The organism is Marinomonas arctica, from assembly GCF_003259225.1.
In the GTDB taxonomy this organism is placed as follows: Bacteria; Pseudomonadota; Gammaproteobacteria; order Pseudomonadales; family Marinomonadaceae; genus Marinomonas; species Marinomonas arctica.
This window is the reverse complement of the sequence record NZ_QHJF01000002.1, coordinates 17,424-41,418: the sequence shown is the minus strand read 5'-3', so window position 1 is coordinate 41,418 and position 23,995 is coordinate 17,424. Positions and strand designations below refer to the sequence as shown.

24 protein-coding genes are annotated in these 23,995 nt (G+C 44.1%); 19 read left to right on the top strand and 5 right to left on the bottom strand.

What is annotated here, in order from left to right; translation table 11 throughout:
• The first annotated feature begins 11 nt into the window (after window positions 1-11).
• The 8 genes from DK187_RS01305 to DK187_RS01270 all read left to right on the top strand — a co-directional run bounded on the left by DK187_RS01305 (window position 12) and on the right by DK187_RS01270 (window position 7,888).
• On the top strand, window positions 12-1,112 hold the full coding sequence (locus tag DK187_RS01305; RefSeq protein WP_111605534.1) for a flagellin N-terminal helical domain-containing protein: 1,101 nt from the start codon (window positions 12-14) through the stop codon (window positions 1,110-1,112).
• 64 nt (window positions 1,113-1,176) lie between these two features.
• The gene (locus tag DK187_RS01300) at window positions 1,177-1,593 is read left to right on the top strand and encodes a flagellar protein FlaG (RefSeq protein WP_111605533.1); all 417 of its coding nucleotides are present in this window, start codon (window positions 1,177-1,179) and stop codon (window positions 1,591-1,593) included.
• Window positions 1,594-1,634: 41 nt separating this feature from the next.
• Complete coding sequence (fliD, locus tag DK187_RS01295; RefSeq protein WP_111605532.1) at window positions 1,635-2,990, top strand: flagellar filament capping protein FliD; 1,356 nt, start codon at window positions 1,635-1,637, stop codon at window positions 2,988-2,990.
• A gap of 44 nt (window positions 2,991-3,034) precedes the next feature.
• A complete protein-coding gene (gene fliS, locus DK187_RS01290) occupies window positions 3,035-3,475 on the top strand; it encodes a flagellar export chaperone FliS (RefSeq protein ID WP_111605531.1) in 441 nt (146 codons plus the stop codon).
• Entirely contained in the window at window positions 3,468-3,764 is a 297-nt protein-coding gene (locus DK187_RS01285) for a hypothetical protein (RefSeq protein ID WP_111605530.1), read from the top strand. The genes fliS and DK187_RS01285 overlap by 8 nt, the downstream gene beginning before the upstream one ends.
• A complete protein-coding gene (locus DK187_RS01280; RefSeq protein ID WP_111605529.1) occupies window positions 3,754-5,862 on the top strand; it encodes a motility associated factor glycosyltransferase family protein in 2,109 nt (702 codons plus the stop codon). Before DK187_RS01285 ends, DK187_RS01280 begins: the two co-directional genes overlap by 11 nt.
• Before the next feature lie 8 nt (window positions 5,863-5,870).
• Window positions 5,871-6,890, top strand: a complete 1,020-nt coding sequence (pseI, locus tag DK187_RS01275) for a pseudaminic acid synthase (RefSeq protein WP_111605528.1) — start codon at window positions 5,871-5,873, stop codon at window positions 6,888-6,890.
• Window positions 6,887-7,888, top strand: coding sequence for a PseG/SpsG family protein (locus DK187_RS01270; RefSeq protein WP_111605527.1), 1,002 nt, complete (start codon window positions 6,887-6,889; stop codon window positions 7,886-7,888). Before pseI ends, DK187_RS01270 begins: the two co-directional genes overlap by 4 nt.
• On the opposite strand, the gene pseF is transcribed toward DK187_RS01270, so the two are convergent.
• The 4 genes from pseF to DK187_RS01250 form a co-directional block, all read right to left on the bottom strand.
• Complete coding sequence (gene pseF / locus DK187_RS01265; RefSeq protein ID WP_111605526.1) at window positions 7,885-8,649, bottom strand: pseudaminic acid cytidylyltransferase; 765 nt, start codon at window positions 8,647-8,649, stop codon at window positions 7,885-7,887. The genes DK187_RS01270 and pseF overlap by 4 nt on opposite strands.
• A 2-nt stretch (window positions 8,650-8,651) precedes the next feature.
• Window positions 8,652-9,839 carry a UDP-4-amino-4,6-dideoxy-N-acetyl-beta-L-altrosamine transaminase gene (pseC, locus tag DK187_RS01260; RefSeq protein ID WP_111605525.1) on the bottom strand — a complete coding sequence of 396 codons (1,188 nt, stop codon included), beginning with the start codon at window positions 9,837-9,839 and terminating at the stop codon, window positions 8,652-8,654.
• Entirely contained in the window at window positions 9,826-10,821 is a 996-nt protein-coding gene (gene pseB / locus DK187_RS01255; protein WP_111605524.1) for a UDP-N-acetylglucosamine 4,6-dehydratase (inverting), read from the bottom strand. The genes pseC and pseB overlap by 14 nt, the downstream gene beginning before the upstream one ends.
• Before the next feature lie 194 nt (window positions 10,822-11,015).
• Window positions 11,016-11,585, bottom strand: a complete 570-nt coding sequence (locus DK187_RS01250) for a DNA-3-methyladenine glycosylase I (protein WP_111605523.1) — start codon at window positions 11,583-11,585, stop codon at window positions 11,016-11,018.
• A gap of 116 nt (window positions 11,586-11,701) precedes the next feature.
• On the opposite strand from DK187_RS01250, the gene DK187_RS01245 reads away from it, so the two are divergent.
• The 8 genes from DK187_RS01245 to DK187_RS01210 all read left to right on the top strand — a co-directional run bounded on the left by DK187_RS01245 (window position 11,702) and on the right by DK187_RS01210 (window position 19,069).
• Window positions 11,702-12,322: an NUDIX domain-containing protein gene (locus DK187_RS01245; RefSeq protein ID WP_111605522.1), complete on the top strand. Its 621-nt coding sequence runs from the start codon at window positions 11,702-11,704 to the stop codon at window positions 12,320-12,322.
• Window positions 12,323-12,326: 4 nt separating this feature from the next.
• Window positions 12,327-13,310 carry an acetyltransferase gene (locus DK187_RS01240; protein WP_111605521.1) on the top strand — a complete coding sequence of 328 codons (984 nt, stop codon included), beginning with the start codon at window positions 12,327-12,329 and terminating at the stop codon, window positions 13,308-13,310.
• 14 nt (window positions 13,311-13,324) lie between these two features.
• Entirely contained in the window at window positions 13,325-13,816 is a 492-nt protein-coding gene (locus DK187_RS01235) for a DUF1249 domain-containing protein (protein WP_223232226.1), read from the top strand.
• Between the two features lie 33 nt (window positions 13,817-13,849).
• The gene (locus tag DK187_RS01230; RefSeq protein ID WP_223232225.1) at window positions 13,850-14,431 is read left to right on the top strand and encodes a YqiA/YcfP family alpha/beta fold hydrolase; all 582 of its coding nucleotides are present in this window, start codon (window positions 13,850-13,852) and stop codon (window positions 14,429-14,431) included.
• Between the two features lie 132 nt (window positions 14,432-14,563).
• Window positions 14,564-16,462, top strand: a complete 1,899-nt coding sequence (gene parE, locus DK187_RS01225) for a DNA topoisomerase IV subunit B (protein WP_111605519.1) — start codon at window positions 14,564-14,566, stop codon at window positions 16,460-16,462.
• 53 nt (window positions 16,463-16,515) lie between these two features.
• Window positions 16,516-17,649, top strand: a complete 1,134-nt coding sequence (locus tag DK187_RS01220) for an AAA family ATPase (RefSeq protein WP_111605518.1) — start codon at window positions 16,516-16,518, stop codon at window positions 17,647-17,649.
• Window position 17,650: 1 nt separating this feature from the next.
• Complete coding sequence (locus tag DK187_RS01215; RefSeq protein WP_111605517.1) at window positions 17,651-18,382, top strand: hypothetical protein; 732 nt, start codon at window positions 17,651-17,653, stop codon at window positions 18,380-18,382.
• 72 nt (window positions 18,383-18,454) lie between these two features.
• The gene (locus tag DK187_RS01210; RefSeq protein WP_111605516.1) at window positions 18,455-19,069 is read left to right on the top strand and encodes a UPF0149 family protein; all 615 of its coding nucleotides are present in this window, start codon (window positions 18,455-18,457) and stop codon (window positions 19,067-19,069) included.
• A gap of 98 nt (window positions 19,070-19,167) precedes the next feature.
• Here DK187_RS01210 and DK187_RS01205 read toward each other — a convergent pair whose 3' ends face one another.
• Window positions 19,168-20,364, bottom strand: a complete 1,197-nt coding sequence (locus DK187_RS01205; RefSeq protein ID WP_111605515.1) for an amino acid aminotransferase — start codon at window positions 20,362-20,364, stop codon at window positions 19,168-19,170.
• A 178-nt stretch (window positions 20,365-20,542) separates the two neighbouring features.
• Between DK187_RS01205 and DK187_RS01200 the strand changes: the two genes are divergently transcribed.
• The 3 genes from DK187_RS01200 (at window position 20,543) to DK187_RS01190 (ending at window position 23,875) form a co-directional block, all read left to right on the top strand.
• The gene (locus DK187_RS01200) at window positions 20,543-21,730 is read left to right on the top strand and encodes a methyltransferase (RefSeq protein WP_111605514.1); all 1,188 of its coding nucleotides are present in this window, start codon (window positions 20,543-20,545) and stop codon (window positions 21,728-21,730) included.
• A gap of 123 nt (window positions 21,731-21,853) precedes the next feature.
• Window positions 21,854-22,897, top strand: a complete 1,044-nt coding sequence (locus tag DK187_RS01195; protein WP_111605513.1) for a virulence RhuM family protein — start codon at window positions 21,854-21,856, stop codon at window positions 22,895-22,897.
• Between the two features lie 150 nt (window positions 22,898-23,047).
• The gene (locus DK187_RS01190) at window positions 23,048-23,875 is read left to right on the top strand and encodes a BrxR family helix-turn-helix transcriptional regulator (protein ID WP_111605512.1); all 828 of its coding nucleotides are present in this window, start codon (window positions 23,048-23,050) and stop codon (window positions 23,873-23,875) included.
• Window positions 23,876-23,995 lie beyond the last annotated feature (120 nt).

Here is a 23,995-nt window from a genome sequence, read left to right as displayed (position 1 = left end):
GGAGGCTATATATGGCTCTTTACGTAAATACGAATACTTCATCCTTAAGTGCGCAGCGTCAGCTGATGAATTCTGGAAAGACTTTAGATACCTCTTTCCAGCGTTTGTCTTCTGGTTTGCGTATTAATAGTGCAGCGGATGATGCAGCGGGCTTGCAGGTTTCTAACCGATTGACGTCTCAGGTTAATGGTTTGAATCAAGCGGTTCGTAACGCTAATGATGGTATTTCTGTGGCTCAAACTGCGGAAGGTGCATTGGATGAAACGACAAATATGTTGCAGCGTATGCGTACTTTGTCTATCCAATCTGCAAACGGGTCGAACTCTGATGATGACCGTAAAGCGCTTCAACAAGAGATAAGCGCTCTATCGACTGAAATCGATCGTATCGCTTCTGACACCACGTTTGGTGGACGCGCTTTGCTTGATGGTACGTATGATGGTGTGTACCAAGTAGGTGCCGATGCAAATCAGACTATTAGCTTTGATTTGAGTAAAGGTGAAAACCAAGATTATGCAAGCAATGGTGGTTTCACTATGGCGGGTTTGTCTTCTAACGCCGCTGAAGAAGCCAAATACCAAGAAGAAGTTGCCGCTTACAATGATTACTTTGTGCAAAAAGATGCGGCTAAAGCACAAGCAAGAGCTGAAGCTGAAGCAAATGGTGACGAATACGTAGATCCAGAAATCGAAGCAAGAGAAGAAGCCGAAGCGCGTGGTGAGGTCTATGTAGATCCTAACGCTCCAGCCATGCCTCAGCCACCTGCAAGCAGATCCAGTAGTTTTGGTGATACTTCTCAAGGTTTTGGGGCGCCGTCTGTTACATCGATAGAAAACGCGCAGAGCATGATTACCATTATTGATAACATGATTTCTGCTGTTGGTTCTAAGCGTGCGGAGTTGGGTGCAATTCAAAACCGTTTAGGTTCAAGTATCAGTAACTTGAGTAATATTCAAGAAAACGTATCCGCTGCACGTTCTCGTGTACGTGATGCCGATTTTGCTGAAGAAACGGCTAAGCTTACAAGCTCGCAAATTCTTCAACAAGCAAGTTCGTCTATCTTGGCTCAAGCGAACCAGCGCCCGCAAACAGCATTGTCTCTTTTAGGTTAAGATTAGTGTTGACAAAAAACTGGGACCCAGTCCCAGTTTTTGTCTTATTTAGAGGGCTAGTGATATGTCTATTAATTCAAGTGACTTCCCAAAGCAATTAACCGGAGTCGTTGCAACTAGGCAAGATCAGCGTGCTGGCGAAGAATTTAGGGCATTACGTCAAGCGAACGCTAAAGCAATACAGCATTCTGCCGATAGTAGTAAAACAGGCAATGAGAATGCTAGTAATCAAGTGTTACCTAAAGTGACCGCTGAGGAAATTGAAAGCGCTAACAGAAAAATGTCGCAACTCAATGTTCAATTGTCCTTTGAAATGACAGAAGACAGTAAATACAATATTGTTAAAGTGTTAGATCAGACAACTGGTGATGTGGTTCGTCAAATGCCAACAGAAGAGTTTATTAAAATGTCTGAAAGGATTGATGCTATCATGAGTCAGCTAAGCGATGTGAAAGGTACCTTGGTTAACAGTCAAGTGTGATTTATTGCGTAAATAATAGGTATTTGTACTAGGAGATTTGTATGGCTATTGGCTCGTTAGGTGCTGGATCTGGTATAGATCTTGAGTCTCTAGTAAGTGATATGGTAAGCGCCAGAAGAGATACCAAGGTAAAGTTGTATGAAAATAAACTGACTGGGTATGAGGCAGAGCTCTCTGCTCTTGGTTCAGTCGGTTCCGCAATAGATAACTTCAAAAATTTCGTGCAAACGTTAAACGATGATGCGCTTTTTTCTGGCCGCAATGCCATTGTTGAGCAGAAAGATGAAAAAGAGTCTTTCGTCGTTACAGCCGATCAGACGGCCTCCAATGATACGTACTCCATTCAAGTGAATCAATTAGCCAAAGGCAGTCGCCTTGTATCAGACATAACATCGTTCTCTTCGCGAGACGAAAAGGTCACCTCCTCTGGTGGTAAGCTTAAACTGACTGCAGGTGATCAAAAGCTTGAGATGGAAGTGAAGCCCAATACGACATTATCCAAGCTTCGTGAGCAGATTAATTCAGAAGGAAAAGACTTTGGTATCTCTGCTAACTTAGTAGATGATGGTGATGGCCATATGTTTTTCACTATCACCTCAACGAAAACCGGTGCTGGTAATACCCTAAAAATAGACAGTAGTAATCTCACGTTGGATAGCGCTGCTCTTGGTGGCTTTTTCCCAGGTTTAAGTGTGCCTGCAGGAGGTGAAGCACAAGATGCGATAATCACAGTCGATGGCATTAGGGTTCGTAGCGAGTCGAATGATTTTAATGAGGCTGTTGCTGGTCTTTCAATCAGGGCCTTAGATGTCTCAAAAGAACCTGAAAAAGTGGAAGTGAGTTACAACAAAGAAAAAGTGGAAGAAACTATTCAAGGTTTTGTTGGCTCTTATAATGAACTGATTGCTGTCTTTAAACAGAATACCGCAAAGGGCGCTGTACTAAACGGTAACAGTATGATTCGAAACTTAAGCACTTCATTGGCTGGAGATTTGATGTCGAACCATGCGAGTGAAGGCAGTGCGTTTACTTCCATTTTTGACGTTGGTGTGGAGCTTCTTGACAACGGAACGCTTGCTTACAATAGCGACAAATTCAATCGTGCCGTTGAAACTGATTTTGATGGTGTGGCTTCTCTGTTTGTGGGGAAAAATGGCCTAGCCAAATCACTTGATGGCTTATTAGAAAGCTATGCAGGCCCTAGAGGAATGAATAATACGCTAAAGGATTCTGTATCTAAGTCGATAAGTAGTACAGAAGAGTCACTTTCAGATTATGAGGCTCGTATGGAAAAGTACGAAGCGTCATTGCGTAGCAAATTTACGAACTTAGATTCTCAGCTTGCGAACATGAATGCGCAAGGTAATTACTTAAATTCCATGTTGGATCAGTTGTAACGCGAAAGTGATACGGTTTTTGTTAATATATTGAGGTTGTTTTTATGTACGGGAAAAAAGGGATTCAGGCCTATAAAAAGGACTCTATTAAATCCGATTTAGCCTCGGCAGATCCTCATAGAGTCATACAATTGCTAATGCAAGGCGCTTTAGAGCGATTAGCGTTGGGTAAGGGCTGTATAGAACGAGCGGACTGGGCTGGTAAAGCGGCTGCTTTCACTCGAGCAATAGAAATTATTAATGCATTAAGGGATGCATTAGACCGTGATGTAAATCCTGAACTGGTTGATAACCTAGATGGTTTGTATGATTATATGATAGTTCGTATAAACGAAGCTAGCGTCTCCAAGGATTGTGCGGTCATTGATCATGTAATCGCACTGATTTTGCAAATTAAAGGTGCTTGGGATCAAATATCAGAAGCGGATAAACAACAAGCTTATAGTCACGGTGTTCAAGCTAGATCAGGGGTTGTTAATGCTTGATCTAGCACAACTGACCAAGTTAACCGACGATTTAGAGAGTGCAGTACAACGAAACGATTCTGATGACATTCAGCGTTTGTGTTTAGAAAATAATGATTTCATTTTTTCGATAAAACTTGAAAAAAAAAATTCTTTAGCGAATGAAAAAATAAAATCTTTTATTAAAATCCATCAGTCTGCGATTTTAATTGTTAAAAACACCCACAAAAAAATGCAAGATCAACTGTATCAATCGATAAAAACTCGCAAGAGTGTGACGAAATATAAAGGCGTAAAGCATGCAGAATAAAAATGATGGTTCCAATATCAAGCATGCGGAAGCTTTTCTTGCTACGTTTAAAGAGGGGGTTGAGAGACTAAGGGAAAAAGACCAAGAATTGACAGATCGTTATATAAAGAATATGACGACTTTTTCTCAAATAATGCCCCACATCTATGAAGAGCTAAAAGGCTATAGTCCTAAAAAACGTTATGTTTACATGGAAGAATCCGGTGACATGAATGTTTTCAGGGAGGATATTGGCCTGCCTTTATTTTCAAAAAATCCTAGACTCCAAGCAAAAGAGAAGGTTGATCATGCACTTTCTTATCCCGCAAAAACTCTACTAAATCTAGAACGCTCCCTCAAGAATGAAAGCCGTCATGTTTTCTACAGTAATAAAATACTTGATGAGGTGGAAGTCCAATCGGATGGTATGACTCAGGAGCGTGAGTGGCCTAATTTCGTGGGGGCTACTATTGTTTTTGGTATAGAGTTTGGTTATCAACTTGAATTGTTATTGAGCAACAGGGAAATAAAGCACCTTTATTTGTATGAAAGCGACTTAGATTTTTTCCATTATTCTTTGTACGCAATAGACTGGGAAGACATTTTAGAGCAATTCAATCGAGATGGTCGGACCATTCATTTCTTCTTAGGTATTCAGCCGGACGAATTTACTGATACTTATCTTTTACAATTGCAAGAAAATGGTTACTTTTTAGCACCAGAAACCTATCTTTTTATGGGGTACCAGAGCCCTGAAAATGATAAAGCTTTGGAATATTTTAAAAAACACTATTCTCGTCAGGTCATGGGCTGGGGTTTTTTTGATGACGCTTTAATTGGTATCGCCCAAGGATTAAGATCCCTGCCAAAAACCAAAGTGGCACATTTTCAAAGTTATGACATATTGCCAAAATGGCTGACAAATATCCCTGTATTTATTTTAGGTAATGGTCCTTCTCTTGATCATGGGGTTGAGTTACTAAAACAGATTCGCAGTCAGGTTTTATTAATTTCTTGCGGGTCCACTATCAATACGCTCAATAAATTGGGGATTACTCCCGATATACATGTTGATATTGAACGTATGAAGCAGACAGTCGATAAGTTTTTATTCTTGGATAAAGCGTATCTAAAAGGAATCTGGGGGCTTTCTGTTGATGTGATGCATCCAGAGTTTTTTGATTACTTTGATCGTTCAGGCATGGGCCTTAAGCCAGGAGAGGCGGTTACCTCTCTAATTCTAGCTCATGCGCGAGCGCAAGGTGACAATAAAAACTATGTGCAGCTGAATTATTGCAACCCTGTGGTGGCAAATTTAGCCTTGTCGTATGTCCATCTTTTTGGTTTTAACAATGTCTATTTTCTTGGCGTTGATAATGGTTTTAAAGATAAAAATACTCATCACTCGGTACACAGTGGATACTACAAAGACGGTAAAGAAACTGGCTTTCAAACCTTTCAAGAAGCAAAGTTGGTTGAGCGAGAAGGTAATTTTGGCGGAACGGTTTACGCAACAGGTATAATGGATACCTCTAGAGTACAACTTGAATCTCTTATCCGTACCCTGAAAAAGCGCCGAAACTTTGAAAGTTTTAACTTGTCTGATGTGGCAAAAATTGAAGGTGTCTCACCTTTATTGATCGAGGATGTGTTAATAACAGACCCTGAAGTTGATCATCAAGAAGTGATCGATATATTGGAGTCTGCTTTTTTCACAGAGCCACCAATGGCGGTTTTACAGCAAACACCAGACGAGCTCATCTCAATAGAAGACTTTCGTAAAATAAGTAAAATCCTTCAACAGGGGTGGGATGAAAGTATAAAAACACGCGAAGATGTTTGTAATTTACTTTGGTCTTATCATCGAGAAATTTATTTTCTAAGAGGCAGTGTTTACCGTCATATACACGATTTATTGATAGGGTCTTTTACTTATTCGGCCTTTTTGATTGTGCAGTTTTTGTTTAAGCATCAAGATGAAACCGAAACCGTGGCTCGCGCGCGTCACTTATTTGAGCCTTGGTGTGAGTTTCTAGAAGAGATGCCCAGTATGCTTCAGCAGGCTTCTGAATATGTTGATCAGGGTAACGATCACCTTATTACTTACTACAATGGTTGATTTTCACTATGTTTGAGAAAATGCCCTTTATTATTGCTGAGCTATCGGGCAATCATGATCAAGACTTTGAATTGGCTAAAGCCATGATTCATGCCGCCGCTGACGCTGGTGTCGATGCTATTAAATTGCAAACCTATACGCCGGATACCATGACGCTGGATATTCGTCATGGGGAATTTATGGTGTCTGAAAGCGACAGCCTCTGGCGTGGTAGCAATTTGTACGACCTTTACGCTAAGGCATCCACGCCTTGGGAGTGGCACAAACCTTTATTTGAGTTGGCTGAGTCTTTGGGGTTAGTGGCGTTTAGTTCTCCGTTTGATTTGAGTGCTGTGGCATTCTTAGAAAGTTTAGATGTGCCATTATACAAAATTGCCTCTTTCGAAATGACAGACATTCCCTTAATACAAGCGGTTGCTCGTACCGGAAAGCCGATTATTATGTCGACTGGTATGGCCACGTTAGACGAGATAGAAGAAGCCGTCGCCACCATTCGTGCGATTGGTGACAACCCGTTAACCTTACTCAAATGCACCAGCACTTATCCGGCTAAAATAGAAGACTCAAATTTGCTTACCATGGCGGATTTAGCCGCTAAGACAGGTTGTTCTGTGGGACTATCCGATCATACTCAAGGTTTAGGTGCTGCTGTGGCGGCAACCGCATTGGGGGCCACTGTGATTGAAAAACACTTTGTACTGGATCGCAGTGCGGGTGGTGTTGATGCGGCGTTTTCCATGGAACCAAAGGAAATGACAGCCTTAGTGGAAGCGTGTCGTGCCGCGAAAGCCGCACTTGGTACAGTGACCTACGGTGGCTCAGACGCAGAGCAAGCAGCAAAAAAATACCGTCGTTCAATCTATGTTGCGACGGACCTACCCGCTGGCACAATACTCACTGAAAAACATCTGAAAATCATTCGCCCCTCATTTGGTCTTGCACCGAAACACTGGCCTGATGTGTTGGGCAAAACATTGTCTATGGATGTGCAAAAAGGTCAGCCACTCGCTTGGGACATGATGGCGTGAAATTGTTGGTACGAGCCGATGCTTCTGTCGAGATTGGCATGGGGCATAGAGTTCGCTGCCAAGCCTTGGTATCTGCATTTGAAGAATTGGGTTGGCAATGTCAGTTTGTGATGGATCGTCGCTATCAAGCGTTTGGTTCAACAAAAGACAGTTTTGTGGACACGGAAGCGCAATTTTGGCACGTGGCTGAACAGGCGGATTTAGTCATCCTAGATCACTATGGCTACCGTGCAGCAGACATTCGACGTTTGTATCAGCATCAGCCGAATCTTTTGGTCCTAGATGACATGAATGACAGGGGCGTATTTCCGGCTAAGTGGCTTCTCAACCCTTTATCGCAAGACTACAGTGAGCAGATCGAATGGCTATTAACGGGCAGTCAATACGCTTTGCTCAGGCCCGCATTTCAGCGTTCGTACCATTCAGCGGGCGATTCACTTAGCCATGTTTCCCAACCCAATAAACTGCTTATTACCCTAGGTGGAACCGATCCTCTTGCGCTGACCTTGCCTATTTTAAAGGGCTTATTGTGGTCGGGTTTCCCTAAAGAGGATATCCAGATTTTATTGGGGGCCAATGCCAAAAATGCAGACCAAGTTATCGCCCTTTGTAATGAGCAGGCCATTGCCTACAAGCAAGGTTTAGCCGACGTGACGCCCTTAATGAAACAAGCGAAGATGGCCATATCCGCCGCTGGTGGGACATTATTTGAGTTAGCCTGCATGGGGGTGCCGACGGTCTTTGCGCAAGTGGCCGATAATCAAACGCGTTCCCTAGAGCAGCATGTGCCACTCGGGTGGTGTCGTGCTGTTCGCTTTGATCATGTGTCTGACGCTTTGCGTGGGCAACAAGTAGCGTATTTGGTCGAAGCGCTGAATCGTTGCTGGGGGGACCTTCAATGGCAAGAAAATGCCAGTGAAATCGCTCGTCGTATAGTCGACGGTAATGGTGCGAAGCGAGTTGCTAAAAAAGTGAGTGCGTATTTTGGTGTATTTTAACGTTTCGTATCTTCTGCTTGTTTCAGACGCATAATCTGCGTTAATCGCAACCAATCTTCCTCGGTATCCAGATCCTGAATTCGATGTCTTGGTAACAATAAAGGCTTGGATTTTGGGCCAAATATTACTTCATCAAACCAGTCTTTTGTACTTGCCCAATAAAACTGACCCGCATCGTGTATAGCTTCCACCAAATCTTGCGAGCGTTTGCCAATGTGCTCAGGAAACATAGGCGCCAATTCGCCGTTTTCCTGGACGTGAAGCGCTCGTTGAATCGGAAAGGCAAAGGTGGTGGCGGAAAAGCAAAACGCCGTACGTTGATTCAACTGTGCAAAGCCTTGCTGTAAATCGTCAGGCGTTAACATGGGACAAGTGGCATAGATCAAGCAGGCTTGGTCTGGTGTTCTGCCTTCTTCAATAAGATAGCTCAGCGCGTGCTGCATCACAGGTGTAGTGCCAGTCATGTGGTCCGCTAAATTGGCGGGACGCATAAAGGGCGTTTCCGCTCCATAACGTCGTGCCACTTCAGCAATCTCAGCATCATCGGTGGATACAATGATGCGATCAAACAAGCCTGATGCGATCGCCGTTTCAATGGAATACGCTATTAGCGGCTTACCATCTAATAATCGAATGTTTTTCCGTGGGATACGCTGAGAACCGCCACGAGCGGGGATCACCGCCACTCGATAAGGTGTGTTTGTGGGAAAAGACGTATTGGTGGAAAAGGCCGTGTCTTGTAAGGGGGCGTTGTCTGACATGGTTAGGCTCTCATGACACGATTGGCGATTAAAGCGTGTTTTAAAATCAGTGCCACGCGCTCTTGTTGAGCATAGGTTAGATCGGTGAAAAGTGGCAAACTCAGTGTGCGTGCGTAATAATCTTCTGCAACAGGAAAATCGCCATCATTGAACCCTAGCTGCTTATAGTAAGGTTGCGAATGCACAGGAATATAATGCACCTGAGCACCAATGCCTGCGTGACGCAGCACATCAAACACGCCTTTTCTTGCGGACTTATTGTGCTCTGGTAATAAAATCGGATACAAATGCAATGAGGAATAATTGTCCTCAGACTGATAGGGCAGAGTAATGGGGAAATTTTTCAATAGGGTTTTATAGTGTTCGAATTGCTGATGGCGGCGTTCTATGAAGTCGTCCAAATGAGATAGTTGAGCCAATCCGAGTGCGGCCTGTAGCTCTGTCATACGATAGTTAAAGCCTAATGTATGTTGTTCATAATACCAATCGCCTGGTTGTTGCGTGAGTTCATCTGGCGATTTGGTTGTGCCTTGCGAAGCATGAGTGCGCATGTGCTTGGCGAGCTGTTCATTGTTGGTGACAGCCATACCGCCTTCCGCGGTGGTAATGATTTTTACCGGATGAAAGCTAAAAACACAGATGTCACTATATTTTCCATTGCCCACCTGACCGCCTTGGTAGGTGGCGCCAATGGCATGAGAAGCGTCTTCGATAATGCGAAAGCCATATGCTTTAGATAGGGCGTAAATGGCCGCCATGTCACAGGATTGTCCGGCAAAATGTACCGGTATAACCACCTTTGGAAGCGTATCTGTTAACTTCGCTGCTTGTAGCTTTTGTGCCAATTTGTTGGCACACATGTTGTAAGTTCGAGGGTCAATATCAACAAAATCCACCGAGGCACCACAATAACGAGCGCAATTGGCTGAAGCGATAAAGGTATTTGGCGAAGTCCATACCCTGTCCCCAGTGCCAACCCCTAATGCCAAACAGGCTAAGTGCAGCGCCGAGGTGGCGCTGTTGGCAGCGACGCCGTAACTGGCGCCGACTTTGGTCGCAACGGCGTTTTCAAATTCACTAACACATGGACCTTGGGTTAAAAAATCAGAGCGCAGCGATTTGACCACAGCGGCAATGTCGGCTTCGCTAATGGATTGGCGACCGTAAGGTATAAAATCAGTGTGCGTCATCGAAAGTTAAAATCTCTTCAACACTTAAAAAGTGTGGGTTACTACCAGATTGATATTCGTAGCCAGGCTCAACTAATTCACCTGTTTCCCCTAAACGACTGTGAGCAAAATCCATATCGTCTTGGTAAAATTTAATGCTAGGCGCAATCACATAATGATTTTTAAATTCATAGGTATGGTAGGAATCGTCGCTGGGGCACATGACTTCATGGAGTTTCTCACCAGGACGAATGCCCACGTCACGAGTGGGAATATTCGGTGCATAGGCCGCTGCCAAATCCAGAATACGCACAGAGGGAATCTTAGGAATAAAAATCTCTCCACCGTGCATCCGCTGAAAATTCTTTAAGACGAAATCGACGCCCATTGGCAAGGTGATCCAAAATCGGGTCATATCAGGGTGTGTGATAGGAATAGACTTGGCACCATCAGCTACCAATTTTTGGAAAAAGGGCACCACAGAGCCACGAGAGCCAACCACATTGCCATAGCGAACCACTGAGAAACGCGTACGGCCTTGGCCAACCATGTTGTTAGCCGCCACGAACAGCTTGTCAGAGGCTAACTTGGTGGCACCGTAAAGATTGATAGGAGCCGCAGCCTTATCAGTGGATAACGCGATGACCTTATCCACATTGTTCGCAATGGCCGCCGCAATCACATTTTCCGCGCCATGGATGTTGGTTTTAATGCACTCCATAGGATTGTATTCCGCGGCTGGCACCTGCTTGAGGGCCGCAGCATGAATAACATAATCCACATCTCGCATGGCTTGGGTTAAACGGTCTTTGTCTCTCACATCACCAATGAAATAGCGCATGCAGGTGGCATCGAAATCTTGCTGCATTTCGTATTGTTTCAGTTCATCACGGGAGTAAACAATCAAGCGTTTGGGGTGGTAATTGGCCAGTAACGTTTTGACATACTGACGACCAAATGACCCGGTGCCGCCAGTAATAAGAATACTTTTGTTGTTAAACATGTATGAGTACCAAACCAAAATGAAAGTTACACAAGCCTAATGAAGGTTGATGATGAACCAGTTTCATAGACAAAGAATCTTTTTACCGTATCGACTACTCTAGGCGAAACATTAATGAAATCAAGTGCCTCCTTTGAGGCTGTCCCTTTTCAGACCATCGCAAAAACGACAGCTTCTTCGAAGGCGGTAATCTTTTAAGCGTCATTTGCTTTGCGAGCCACACAGTTCGCAATATGGTCATTCACCATCCCCGTAGCCTGCATAAAAGCATAACACGTTGTGGGACCAAGAAACTTAAATCCTCTTTTTTTCAAGTCTTTGGCGAGACGCGTCGACAGCTCTGTGACGGCGGGCACCTCAGCCAGTCCATTAACCCGATTATCAATCACCTTGTGATCACTAAAACCCCAGTAGTATTGACTGAAAGAGCCAAATTCGTCGGCGATTCTTAAAAAGGCTTGTGCATTATTAATGGTGGCTTCTATTTTTGCTCGGTGACGAACAATCCGTTCGTCCAGTAACAATCTTTCCACATCATCCCTTGTCATTTTAGCGACTTTGCTTGGGTCAAATCCATTAAAAACGGCCCGATAGCCTTCTCGTTTGCGTAAAATGGTAATCCAGCTTAGACCTGCTTGGGCGCTTTCGAGTACAATGCACTCAAACAGCGAGGGGTCATCGTATACAGGGATGCCCCATTCGGTATCGTGGTAATGAATGTACTCGGGCGATCCCAAACACCAAGTGCAACGTATATTGTCCATGTAGCGCTCCGTCTTAAGATGATCAATGAAGGAAAATCGATCCTTCTATTTCTTATTTACTGATCTGATCATACCAGAGTCGATTCAACATAGTGTTTTACTCAAAGCGAGACAGCATGAAGTTTAAACCAATGTATAGTAAAAAAGACGTCGAAGTTTTTGCTGACGAATGCCTTTACAAAGGTTTTTTTGAAATGCGCAAACTGACACTTCGGCATAAAAAGTTTAATGGTGAATGGAGTCAACCCATGAGCCGTGAAATGATGGTGCGTAATGACGCCATTTGTGTCTTATTGTTTGATCCGGTAGCGGATAAAGTGTTGCTCATTGAGCAATTTCGACCAACCGTACTGCGCAGCGAATCGCCTTGGTTGTTGGAGCTGGTGGCGGGCATGGTGGAAGAAGGTGAAAGTGACGAAGACGTCGCCCGTCGTGAATCTTTAGAAGAAGCCGGTGTGACTGTAAAACGTCTGGAATACATGTTTAAATTCGTGCCATCTCCAGGTGGTTTGGTGGAGTACTTACGCATGTACGCTGGGGAGTTTGATTCGAGTCTTGTTGATACCAACAAAGTGCATGGTTTGGACTCGGAAAACGAAGACATTAAGCTGCACCTTATCTCTGCCGATGATGCCATTGCCTTGCTAAAACACGATGTGGAAAACGCCAGCACAATAATGGGACTGCAATGGTTTGCGTTAAACAAACACGATCTTGTTGCTCGTTGGAGTGTCTAAACTGATGACTGATCAATCTAACGTCTCTTCAACTCTCATACTGAAACGCATGGTTTTACAACCGTTCACTGGGGTGTCATCTTTCATTTTTATGTCCAGTAACGCGCTGTTTTGGACGCTGTTAGCGCACTTAGTCGCACCGCTCTTGTTGCTGAAAAATACTCAATACGAGGCGTTTGCTGAGCGGTGTTTTAATCGTCTTTATGAGGGCTGGGCGGGGGCGAACGAATGGTGGTTCCAGCATGTGCTTGGCATAAACTGGGAATTAGACGACACCATGAAGGTCGATTTTCAGCACTGGCATTTAATTATTGCCAACCATAGGTCTTGGGTAGATGTGTTTGTGATCTTTGCGCAATTAAGAGGTCGTCGTCCTTTGCCGCGAGTGTTTATGAAGCAGGCTTTGATTTGGATGCCCTTTGTGGGTAGCGCCACTTACATCATGGGGTTTCCCTATATGAAGCGTTACAGCAAAGAAACCTTAAAGAGAAAACCGCATTTAATCGGCAAAGATCTAGAAACCACCAGACAATCCTGTATTCGGTTACTAAAACGTCCTAATGCCATTATGAGCTTTGTGGAAGGCACACGCTTTACCGACGCCAAACATAAGCAACAAGCGTCACCTTATGGCTGTCTTCTTAAACCAAGGGCCGGTGGTGTGAGTTTTATTTTGCAAACCATGACACCGACCATCAAAAGTATCACTGACATTAATGTTTTGTATGAACAACAGACGGTTACGGGGTGGGATTTACTCTGTGGCCGGATAGGCAAAGTAAGAGTGGTAGTGCGAGACATCGCATTACCAAAGACAATGTTAACGTCAGAATACAACGCAGCAGGCAAAGACAGAGAGCACTTTTTTGCGTGGTTTAATCTATACTGGCAAGATAAAGACACACGTCTGAGTCGCCAACTTGACGCGCTGAGGCATCCTTCGAGCATCGGTACAGAAACCGATTACTCCGTAAAAAATGCCCCGTGACAATGGCAAACCTCATGAGAAAAGATGATAAAGGCAAAATGATCGATAAAATGTCAAAACACTATGTGCCAGATTTGGTGAGTTTGCAGATGCTTGGCGAATTGAATTACCGTCGCCTAGGCAAACTCATGCGTGGCCAAGAAGAAATGGACGCGTGGCATTTTGCGATTCACAGTGCTGGCGACCAAGAAAGCCGTCTAAGCCTTACCCTAGGTAAAGAGAGTCGTTTTACCTCAGAGGTCGGGTTAGAGTTTGGTCCTGAGATAGAGAAAAAACTGCTATTCGAAGCAAAACTATCCATGACCATACGCTTGTATCATGATGTCGGCATTGCCGAAATCACCGATGGGCATCGACAATACCAAGGAGCGTATCCTTATCCCAATGACGCCATGCTGCATCGTGATGAAAAGTTTCGACTTAATCAGCAATTAGCCGATCTATTGGAATTATGTTTGAAGCATGGGCATCGACTCAATACGGTCTTGTCATTTCAATTTGCCTAATGTTCGTTTAATTTGATGTGTGTAGAGAATACTTTGGCCACTTTATTATATATCCATGGTTTTAATAGTTCAGAACACTCCCATAAAGCCACCGTATTAGTCCATGCGGCGACGGCATTGGGGCGAGCAAATGCGGTGATTTCCCCCCGTTTGTCTTGGCAGCCCGCGCAAGCGATTAAACAGCTCGAAGCCATTATTGAAGCCAAACAGAACGAAGGCATCACATTAATTGGCAGCTCACTTGGTGGTTTTTACGCGGCCTACTTAGCCGAAAAATATCGCCTTAAAGCCATATTAGTGAACCCAGCTGTGCAAGCGCCTATCTTATTAAAAGACTATCTTGGTCCACAAACCAACCCTTATACCCAAGAAAAATACGAACTGACAGAGGCTCATATGCGAGAACTTGAGCAGTTAGTCGTTACGGAACCTACCGCGGAGTTATATTGGCTGATGGTGCAAGAGGGCGATGAAGTATTGGACTACCAAGAAGCACTCAACGTTTTTTCTAAAACAGCACGTTTAACGCACGAAGCAAAAGGCGATCACAGCTTTACCGAATTTGAGCGGTTTTCCTTAGAAATTCTGCGTTTTGCGCAAATTATAACCGAGTAAACGACCGCTCTTGTTGGACTATTTCACACCACGTAAAACCAGTGATAGACTCTAACGAATCTAATTTACACTCGCACGCGCTCTAGTATTTTGACACTATGGTGCACGATCAACTTGGAAGCAAAAACACGCATGTCTGCAAAAGAATATAACGCCGGATCGATAGAAGTTCTTAGTGGCTTAGAACCCGTTCAAAAACGTCCAGGAATGTACACAGATACCTCGCGGCCGAACCATCTAGGGCAAGAAGTTATCGATAACTCAGTCGACGAAGCCTTGGCGGGTCATGCAGACCGCATTGAAGTGATTTTATACAAAGACGGCTCCTTGAGCGTCGAAGACAATGGCCGAGGAATGCCGGTGGATATTCACCCAGAGGAAGGCATATCGGGCGTTGAATTGATTCTCACCAAACTGCACGCTGGTGGCAAATTCTCAGGTGACAACTACCAATTTTCGGGCGGTTTACACGGTGTTGGTGTCTCTGTGGTGAACGCGTTATCAACCTCTTTAGAAGTATGGGTAAGACGTAATGGCATTCAATACCACATCGGTTTTGAGAACGGTTTTAAAACCTCAGAGCTCAAAGAAATTGGCACGGTGGGTAAGAAAAACACCGGCACCAAAGTAAAATTTACTGCGGACAGCAAATACTTTGATAGCCCTAAATTTTCGGTTTCTCGTCTCAAACATTTATTAAAAGCCAAAGCCGTATTGTGTTCGGGTTTGCATGTGGTTTTCATTGACCAAAGTGGCGCGGAAGACGTTAGGGAAGAATGGTTTTACCAAGATGGCCTAAAAGATTATCTTGCGCAGGCCAATGAGGGTTTTGTTTTATTGCCAGATGAGCCATTTATTGGTGGTCTGACAGAAAAGACACAAGGCGTTGATTGGGCCGTACAATGGTTGCCTGAAGGCGGCGAGTTAGTGACAGAGAGTTACGTTAACTTGATTCCAACCGCGCAGGGTGGTACTCACGTAAACGGCTTACGAACCGGCTTATTAGAGGCTATTCGAGAGTTTTGTGATTTCCATAGCCTATTGCCTCGTGGCATTAAATTGACCGCCGAAGACGTATGGGATCGCTGCAGCTATGTGTTGTCAGCTAAGATTCAAGAACCACAATTTTCAGGTCAAACCAAAGAACGTTTGTCGTCTCGTCAAATTGTGGCCTTTATTTCCGCGACACTCAAAGACGCCTTTAGTTTATGGTTGAACTCGCATGTTGAAGACGGTAAAAAAATTGCCGACATCGTCATCAATAGTGCGCAGAAGCGCCTAAAAGACAGTAAAAAAGTTGTGCGTAAACGCATTACGCAAGGCCCTGCCTTACCGGGTAAATTGGCTGACTGTTCAGGACAAGACACTTCTCGAAGTGAGCTTTTTTTAGTGGAAGGGGATTCGGCGGGCGGTTCTGCCAAACAAGCCCGTGAAAAAGACTTCCAAGCCATTTTGCCGTTGCGCGGTAAAATCCTTAACTCATGGGAAGTAGACTCCAATCAGGTGCTGGCTTCGCAGGAGATTCATGATATCTCCGTGGCGCTTGGGGTAGACCCAGGCGACGACGATTTGAGTGGCTTACGCTATGGCAAAGTCTGTATTCTTGCCGATGCCGACTCGGATGGTTTGCACATCGCTACCTTGATTTGCGCTTTGTTTGTACGACATTTCCCTGCGTTGGTGAACAGTGGTCATGTCTTTGTCGCCATGCCGCCTTTGTACCGAATCGATATCGGCAAAGAAGTGTATTACGCCCTAGACGATGAAGAAAAAGACATCACCTTGCACAAAATAGCCGCCGAAAACAAACGTGGCACACCGAACGTCCAGCGCTTTAAGGGCTTGGGTGAGATGAACCCATCCCAGCTACGCGAAACCACCATGGCACCCGATACTCGGCGTTTAATCCAACTTACTATGGAAGACAAACCGGATACCGACGAACTACTGGACAAATTACTGTCGAAAAAACGTGCCGGTGACCGCAAAAACTGGCTAGAAACCTATGGCAACTTGGCGATTATTGATTAAAGGACTTTATCAATAGAATGAAGTGATTTTGCAAGGTTTCTCGGGGAAAGAATATGATTCATAAAATAGTAATTGATAACTTTAAGTCATTGGTAAATTTTGAAATCACACTTGCAAAATTCACTTGTCTCGTTGGTTTAAATGGTGCAGGCAAGTCTACTGTTTTACAGGTGATCGATTTTTTATCACAGCTGATGGTGGGAGACGTTGATAATTGGTTAGAACGTCGTCATTGGATTAGTGCTGATTTGAATTCAAAATTAACAAAAAAAAGTAACATTTTCTTTTCTGTTGAGTTTGATATTGCCAATGAAAAAGTTTTATGGGAAGGAAGTTTTAATCGCAGCTCTTTAAGTTGTACAAAAGAGTCTATTACTGATGGGCATGGGAAAAAAATTCTTTCTGTTGAAGATGGTTATTATACATTTGATGCAAAACGCCATGAAATAATGTTTGAATATCAAGGGTCTTTTCTTTCTTTCTTTAAGGGGGGGCAGCAAAATAAAATACTGCATGACATCAAAGAATTGATGATGAATATTAATTCTTTAGAGCTCATATCGCCAGAGCTGTTACGCAGCCGTGCTCGTTCTTCTGATGGAAAGTTGGGATTAGGTGGCGAAAAGCTTTCTGCTTATATTGATGAATCTGGTGCAGTCGTAAAAAAGCACTTGGCTACAGAACTCAAAAAAATATATAAGAGTTTGGATGAAGTCAAAACAAAGTCTCTTGCGTCTGGTTGGAAGCAGCTAGAGGTGGTTGAGCACTATGATCAACAAAAGATGACAACAACAGCCAGACATTTGAATGATGGAATGCTGCGGTTGATGGCGATATTAGTACAGTTGGAGTTGGGTGATGCATTTTTGTTATTTGATGAAATCGAAAATGGTATTAATCCTGAGCTTATTGAATATTTAATTGATCATTTAGTTAATACCAGTGATCAGGTCTTAGTGACCACACATAGTCCAATGATTTTAAATTTCATGGAAGATCATGTTGCTAAAAATGGGGTTGTGTATTTGTACAAAAACGCAAGTGGGTACACTCAGTCAATTCGACTATTTGATATCCCCAGTATGTCTAAAAAGCTTCAATTTATGGGGCCTGGCGAAGCATTTGTTGATACCGATTTGACACAACTTTATGATGAAATAGCAAGTATGAAAGAAAGGAGTTCTTAAAATGTACTTGTTGCTTAGTGGCGAAGGTGCGACCGATATTGGCGTTTGTAATGCTGCTTTGTCATATTGTGACGCCGATATGTTTTCAGCTGGACCGATGGCTTTGGTCGTCGATAAGTTGGTTGAAAAAACGTTGGGATACGATTTCTCTCATATCGACACAGAGAGGGTAACTTATGTTTCAGAATCCTATCTTGCTGAACATAAATCAAAGCCACTTAAAAAATCGATGACTCTTCCGGGAAAAAAGAGGTCAACGGAAACAAAATATTATTATGAAAATGCGAGAGCTTTAGCTATAAAAGCTAAGTCGTTATCAGATGAAAAAGAAGACCATGTTGTTGCTGTTTTATTTAGGGATTCAGATGGAACGGCATCTGCAGGGCGTGGAGACTGGGATAAAAAAAGAGAATCCATGCTGAGGGGATTCGAAGCAGAAAATTTTCACTTTGGTATTCCTATGATACCCAAGCCGAAGTCTGAGGCTTGGTTACTTTGTGCGACAAAAGACAACCCTTATCAACATTGCTCACTGCTTGAGAATGAATCTGGAAATGACCGTGTTGAAAATTCTCTCAAATCTCAGTTATCTGATTCTCTAAAAGGGGATGCCTCCTTGGCTAATCTTATCGCGTTAGTGCAGACTGACATGATCAATATAAGTAGAATCAGTATGCCTTCATTTGATGCGTTTGTAGAGAAGCTTTCTGAAATAGTCACTTTAGTAAAATAAACAGCCTGATTAGGCGTCTTTGCCAAGACACGCTAAAATATATGTATAGCTCAACTAAATGGAAACGAATAAATGTCTGAAGAGATAAACGATGATGTCATTAGCGAAGAAGTTCTGTACGAAAAAATAGACCACTATTTATTGACGTTTGGAACCGATCGTTCGCTGATGTGTGTGTCGGAGTTAGATGGCTTTTTAACCGCGTTGGGTTGTTCTGTACAAGAATTAGAGCCGGATGTTTGGTTGAACGCCATTTGGGGCGCAGATGAAGATCAGCCCGTTTGGGAGTCCACCGAACAGGAAGATGAGTTTCTCAGTCTCGTGTTGATCATGTACATGGAAACCATGAACAGCTTGTTGTTTGGGGATTTTTACCCTGTGTATCTAGAGCAAGAAGTGGATGGCGAATACAGCATCTTGGTTGAAGAATGGTGTGTTGGTTTCATTCGCGGTGCCAAACTGATTGGTATGGGGATCGGCGGCGACAGAGAATTCTTTGATGAGGCGCTGGCGCCGGTTCGCCTATTCGGTACCGAAGCGGGTTGGGACAAATTAGAAGTCATGGTGGAAGAAGAAGTGACCTTCTGGCGCGACATGTTAGAACCCTCGATTTTGCGCTTGGTACAGTACTATCACCCAGATATGCAAGCGGGTAAAAAGAACTCAGAAAATCGCGTAATACACTGATTCAGTAGGTTTTTTCGTACAGTATTCTTTTTCGCCAGAAACAAAAAAAAGCCGTGATGGACGACATCACGGCTTTTGCTTTTCAAAGGGGCGGAAAATTAACCCACAACCTTCGCAATGCTTTCACACAAATAATCGATGTTGTTATCACTGACACCCGCAATGCTCATACGGCCAGTATCCGCAATGTAAATCGCGTATTCACTGCGCAAGGTACGCACTTGCTCTAGCGTTAAACCAGAATAAGAGAACATACCGCGTTGATCTTTGATGAAGCTAAAGTCTTTGCTCGCACCAGACTCCGCCAATTTTGCGACCAGTTTTTCACGTAAACCGTTAATACGGTCACGCATCGCCGCCACTTCCAATACCCATTCTGCTTTCAGTTCAGGGTTACTCATAATGGTATAAACCACCGCCGCACCGTGAGCGGGTGGCATAGAGTAGTTGGCACGAATCGCCTGACCAATGATAGAAAACGCTGCATTGGCTTCGTCTGCAGACGCTGCAACCACGCTCAAACCACCACAACGCTCGCGGTAAATGCCAAAGTTTTTCGAGAAAGAGTTCGCGATCAACATATCTTGAACATTGGCCGCCATATAACGCAAGCCTGCCAAATCTTCATCCAAACCATCACCAAAACCTTGGTACGCCGCATCAACCAAAGCTAACAAACCACGCTTGTTAACGAACTCCGTTAGGACTTTCCAATGATCGAATTGCAAATCAATGCCTGTTGGGTTGTGGCAGCACGCATGCAGCAACAACACATCGCCTTCTTTTACTTCGGCTTCAAGGGTGGCCATCATGTCGTCAAAGCGCAAACCGTTCGTGGCTGGATCGTAGTAAGGATAGTTCTTCACCTCAACGCCAGCAGAATCAAAAATAGACTTATGGTTACCCCAAGTCGGGTCACTCACCCAAAGGCGCGCGCCTTTTAAGTTAGCACTGATAAAGTCAGCCGCTACTTTTAATGCACCCGTGCCACCAGGCGTTTGCGTTGAGCGAACGCGGCCAGACGCGATCAGCGGATTGCCTTCACCCAAAATCAACTCTTTAATAATGGCTTCAAACTCAGTGGCACCATAAATGCCTAGATAGCTTTTAGAATCTTCTTGTTCAAGCAAAATGGCTTCGGCTTTTTTTACCGTATTAAGAATCGGCGTATGGCCGTTATCGTCTTTATAGACACCCACACCCAAATCGATTTTCTTTGGATTGGTATCTTGCTTATGGGCCATAATAAGGGCTAAAAGAGGGTCGCCAGAAACAGCTTTAAGATGCTTGAACATAATAATTACGGGGTCCTTATATACGTCACAGGGAAATCACTGTGGCTAGAATCGTTGCTTAAATAGCCTCTTCATTTTGCCGTTTTTATGACAAAATACAATGCAACAGTGAGGGAAATTTCCCCAATACTGTCAAGAAAAAAAGACACTGAGTTTTCCTCCTGCACCGAGCCTGTTTATGACCTCTTTCCAACAGCGTTTTCAATCTTTAGACATTTGGTTAAAAACGCACCAAGCCCTTTGGCAATTTGATACATTTCACCAATTCAAAACCCCTTGGCGTGATGACTATCTAGCCTTAGCCGATTACCTAGAAAACCATGGCCTGCAACCAATTGATGACGCCTTTTACGCTGAAGTATGTCGTCTTTGTCCTGAGCTTCAGACGCCATTTAACGAAAAAGCACAGGAAAAAAATACCTTAACGACGAAGCGAACACTCACTAACGACTTTCCTGCTTATGTATCCGCGGGGATAAAAGGCCGCAAATGGTCGCAGATCCAAGCCTTTGTTGCGCATACGCCGCACGCCAATAACTATCTAGAGTGGTGCGCTGGTAAAGGCCACTTGGGTAAACTCTTGGCTTTTGAAGATCGCCACCCAGTCCACAGCCTAGAATGGCAAAAATCACTCTGTGAAGCGGGAGAACAAGAGGCCAAACGGTTAAAAATTCCACAAACTTTCATTCATGCCGATGTGCTGAAAGGTGAAGGGCAAGAGGCGTTAGCGAACGCTCACTGCGCTGTGGCGCTTCATGCTTGTGGTGATTTGCACCGTGAACTGATCAAACAAGCTGTTGCTGTACATACTGCTTCGCTGTGTATTTCTCCTTGCTGCTACCACCTAACACAAGACGAGTATTATCAGCCGCTGTCACAGACCGCCCAGCAATCCGCACTGACACTACGCCAAGCCGATCTCAAACTGGCCGTCAAAGAAGTCGCCACCGCAGGCGCCCGTGAACAACGCCTCAAACAGCTCGAACTGACTTACCGACTCGGCTTCGACGCATGGCAACGAACCGCCCGTCAGCAAGATGACTACCTGCCGGTTCCTTCCATACAAAAAAACCGTTTAAACCAAGGCTTCCACACTTTTTGCCAGTGGGCCGCCGAGCAAAAAGGGCTAACGGACTTAACCTCTAAAACCGCTTTTGAAAACTTCGAAGCCATCGGCCAATCTCGTTACCAACAAGTACAAAAACTCGAAGCCATTAGCCAACTCTTTCGCCCCGCGCTCGAACATTGGCTTGTCCTCGACCGCGCCATGTACCTAGAAGAGCACGGCTACCACGTCGAGATAGGCGAGTTTTGCGACAAAAGCCTCACCCCAAGAAACTGGATGATAAGGGCTACGCGGACGTAAGAGACTTTTGTGATACTATAGCGGGTAGTGTTTAGCGAGATGCTTTCTTTTAGAATGGTGCTATATGTACCGCCAACGAACATGCATGGATGCAGATAACATTGACCATTGGGAGAGGGTGTTATGACCAAAAAAACGCAACTTAGCCTACAAGACCAAACCTCAGAATTCTTACTTTATACCGCCCCGAATGGAGACGTAAAAGTAGAAGTATTGCTCAGTGGTGAAACCATTTGGTTAACACAGGAGCGGATAGCAGAGCTGTTTGGGGTACAACGTCCGGCTATCTCTAAGCATTTAAAAAATATTTTTGAAAGCGGTGAGCTGCAAGAGGAACTGGTTATTTCCATTTTGGAACATACCACTGCTCATGGTGCCATGGCGGATAAAACGCAAACTAAACCTGTGAGATATTACAACTTAGATGCCGTGATCTCGGTCGGCTATCGGGTTAACTCAACGCAAGCCACCCAATTTCGTATCTGGGCAACTCAACTCATTAAAGACTACATCATCAAAGGCTTTGCTATGGATGATGAACGTCTTAAAAACGGTCGCTTTTTTGGCAAGGATTACTTTAAAGAATTACTGGAACGAGTTCGCTCCATTCGAGCCAGTGAGCGACGTGTTTATCAGCAGATAACCGATATTTTTGCTGAATGCAGTATTGATTACGACCCACGTTCAGAAACAACGCACTTGTTCTATGCCCATGTGCAAGATAAGTTTCACTTTGCTATTACAGGGCATACGGCGGCAGAAATAATTTCACTGAAGGCCGATGCCAACCAACCCTTAATGGGCATGATGACGTATAAAAATGCCCCTTCAGGTCGAGTGCTTAAATCCGATACAACCATTGCGAAAAATTACCTAAGTGAAGATGAAATCAAAAAATTAGAGCGCACAGTTTCCGCCTTTTTTGACTACATTGAAGGCATCATTGAGCGGCGCAATACCTTTACCATGGAAGCCTTTGCGGAAAGCGTTAATAAATTTTTAGCCTTCAACGAGTATCAAGTGTTAGAAGGTTACGGCCAAGTATCGCGTCAAGCTGCAGAGCAAAAAGCCCATATTGAATATGAACAGTTTAATAAACAACAAAAAATAGAATCAGATTTTGACCGTGAAGTGAAGCAATTACTGAGCAATAAAAAAAGGACGTAGATACATCTGCATAGGCAGGGCGCTAATCAACAAGCAAACATAAAGCGACAAACTGATTAACCCAAAAACAAAAAGACAACAATTGTGATTTGGCTATCGTAAAAAACTGCGTTACATTGCTAGACCGTCAAATGTAAAGGAATGCTCAGAATGGAAGTGGCGCAACGTTATTGGATGATAGAACTACTGGCTTTTTGGGAAGGGCAGATTAACACCACCCCTTTAATCAAGAGCTTCGGCCTATCGCGTCAAAGTGTCAGCGCGTTGTTTAAGCAATACCAAGAAGCGACGGGTAATGACTTTGTTTACGATGCCAAACGAAAAGCCTATCCAATCGACGATCATTTTCAGCCGCATTATATTGACCAAACCGTCGATGAATATTTTGATTGGCTAAATTACGGCAAAATCCCCACTTTTTCGAATACCGCCACGCACTCCGCTCAACACAGAATAGAAGCCCTAGCACGCTTCGTTTCGCCACAAGTCATGCGGCCGTTATTAAAAGCCGTCAGAGACAAAACCGCCGTAGATTGCGAATACCTCTCTGTTTCCAGCAGCGACCCACAAGGTCGGCTACTCTATCCCCATAGCTTTGTAAAAACTGCAGGACGCTGGCACGTTCGTGCTTACTGCGACATGCGACAACACTACCTCGACTTCGTCTTGAGCCGCTTTCAGCATGTCGACTACGACGGCAAAGCCAGCGAACATACCGAGCAACAAGACACACTGTGGAACACCTCAGTCAGCCTCATTCTAGCCCCTGATTCGCGCCTCACCGACAAACAAAAACGCGTCTTGGAAAACGACTACGGCATGACGGATGGACAGCTCAACGTCACCACCCGCGCCGCCCTTGTCAAATACACCCTAGACGACTTACAAATCAAAACCAAAATGCTCGAAGCCAACCCCCAAGCCCAACAACTGGTGTGTGTTAACTATACCGACATAAAACAATGGTTATTTGACTGATAAACACCATAAAACGCTGACATAGGGCAAAACCTGTCAAATAACTTTACCTGTGCAAAATGACAGGGTTGTGGGGTGGAGGGAAGCAAGGCAAAGTGGATATACGGCAGATAATAAAAG

Bases quoted from the DNA above. Each gene is read 5' to 3' on its own strand.
- DK187_RS01305 (WP_111605534.1), top strand. From the start codon at position 12: ATGGCTCTTTACGTAAATACGAATACTTCATCCTTAAGTGCGCAGCGT.
- DK187_RS01300 (WP_111605533.1), top strand. From the start codon at position 1,177: ATGTCTATTAATTCAAGTGACTTCCCAAAGCAATTAACCGGAGTCGTT.
- fliD (WP_111605532.1), top strand. From the start codon at position 1,635: ATGGCTATTGGCTCGTTAGGTGCTGGATCTGGTATAGATCTTGAGTCT.
- fliS (WP_111605531.1), top strand. From the start codon at position 3,035: ATGTACGGGAAAAAAGGGATTCAGGCCTATAAAAAGGACTCTATTAAA.
- DK187_RS01285 (WP_111605530.1), top strand. From the start codon at position 3,468: ATGCTTGATCTAGCACAACTGACCAAGTTAACCGACGATTTAGAGAGT.
- DK187_RS01280 (WP_111605529.1), top strand. From the start codon at position 3,754: ATGCAGAATAAAAATGATGGTTCCAATATCAAGCATGCGGAAGCTTTT.
- pseI (WP_111605528.1), top strand. From the start codon at position 5,871: ATGTTTGAGAAAATGCCCTTTATTATTGCTGAGCTATCGGGCAATCAT.
- pseF (WP_111605526.1), bottom strand. From the start codon at position 8,649: ATGTCAGACAACGCCCCCTTACAAGACACGGCCTTTTCCACCAATACG.
- pseC (WP_111605525.1), bottom strand. From the start codon at position 9,839: ATGACGCACACTGATTTTATACCTTACGGTCGCCAATCCATTAGCGAA.
- pseB (WP_111605524.1), bottom strand. From the start codon at position 10,821: ATGTTTAACAACAAAAGTATTCTTATTACTGGCGGCACCGGGTCATTT.
- DK187_RS01250 (WP_111605523.1), bottom strand. From the start codon at position 11,585: ATGGACAATATACGTTGCACTTGGTGTTTGGGATCGCCCGAGTACATT.
- DK187_RS01245 (WP_111605522.1), top strand. From the start codon at position 11,702: ATGAAGTTTAAACCAATGTATAGTAAAAAAGACGTCGAAGTTTTTGCT.
- DK187_RS01240 (WP_111605521.1), top strand. From the start codon at position 12,327: ATGACTGATCAATCTAACGTCTCTTCAACTCTCATACTGAAACGCATG.
- DK187_RS01235 (WP_223232226.1), top strand. From the start codon at position 13,325: ATGAGAAAAGATGATAAAGGCAAAATGATCGATAAAATGTCAAAACAC.
- parE (WP_111605519.1), top strand. From the start codon at position 14,564: ATGTCTGCAAAAGAATATAACGCCGGATCGATAGAAGTTCTTAGTGGC.
- DK187_RS01220 (WP_111605518.1), top strand. From the start codon at position 16,516: ATGATTCATAAAATAGTAATTGATAACTTTAAGTCATTGGTAAATTTT.
- DK187_RS01215 (WP_111605517.1), top strand. From the start codon at position 17,651: ATGTACTTGTTGCTTAGTGGCGAAGGTGCGACCGATATTGGCGTTTGT.
- DK187_RS01210 (WP_111605516.1), top strand. From the start codon at position 18,455: ATGTCTGAAGAGATAAACGATGATGTCATTAGCGAAGAAGTTCTGTAC.
- DK187_RS01205 (WP_111605515.1), bottom strand. From the start codon at position 20,364: ATGTTCAAGCATCTTAAAGCTGTTTCTGGCGACCCTCTTTTAGCCCTT.
- DK187_RS01200 (WP_111605514.1), top strand. From the start codon at position 20,543: ATGACCTCTTTCCAACAGCGTTTTCAATCTTTAGACATTTGGTTAAAA.
- DK187_RS01195 (WP_111605513.1), top strand. From the start codon at position 21,854: ATGACCAAAAAAACGCAACTTAGCCTACAAGACCAAACCTCAGAATTC.
- DK187_RS01190 (WP_111605512.1), top strand. From the start codon at position 23,048: ATGGAAGTGGCGCAACGTTATTGGATGATAGAACTACTGGCTTTTTGG.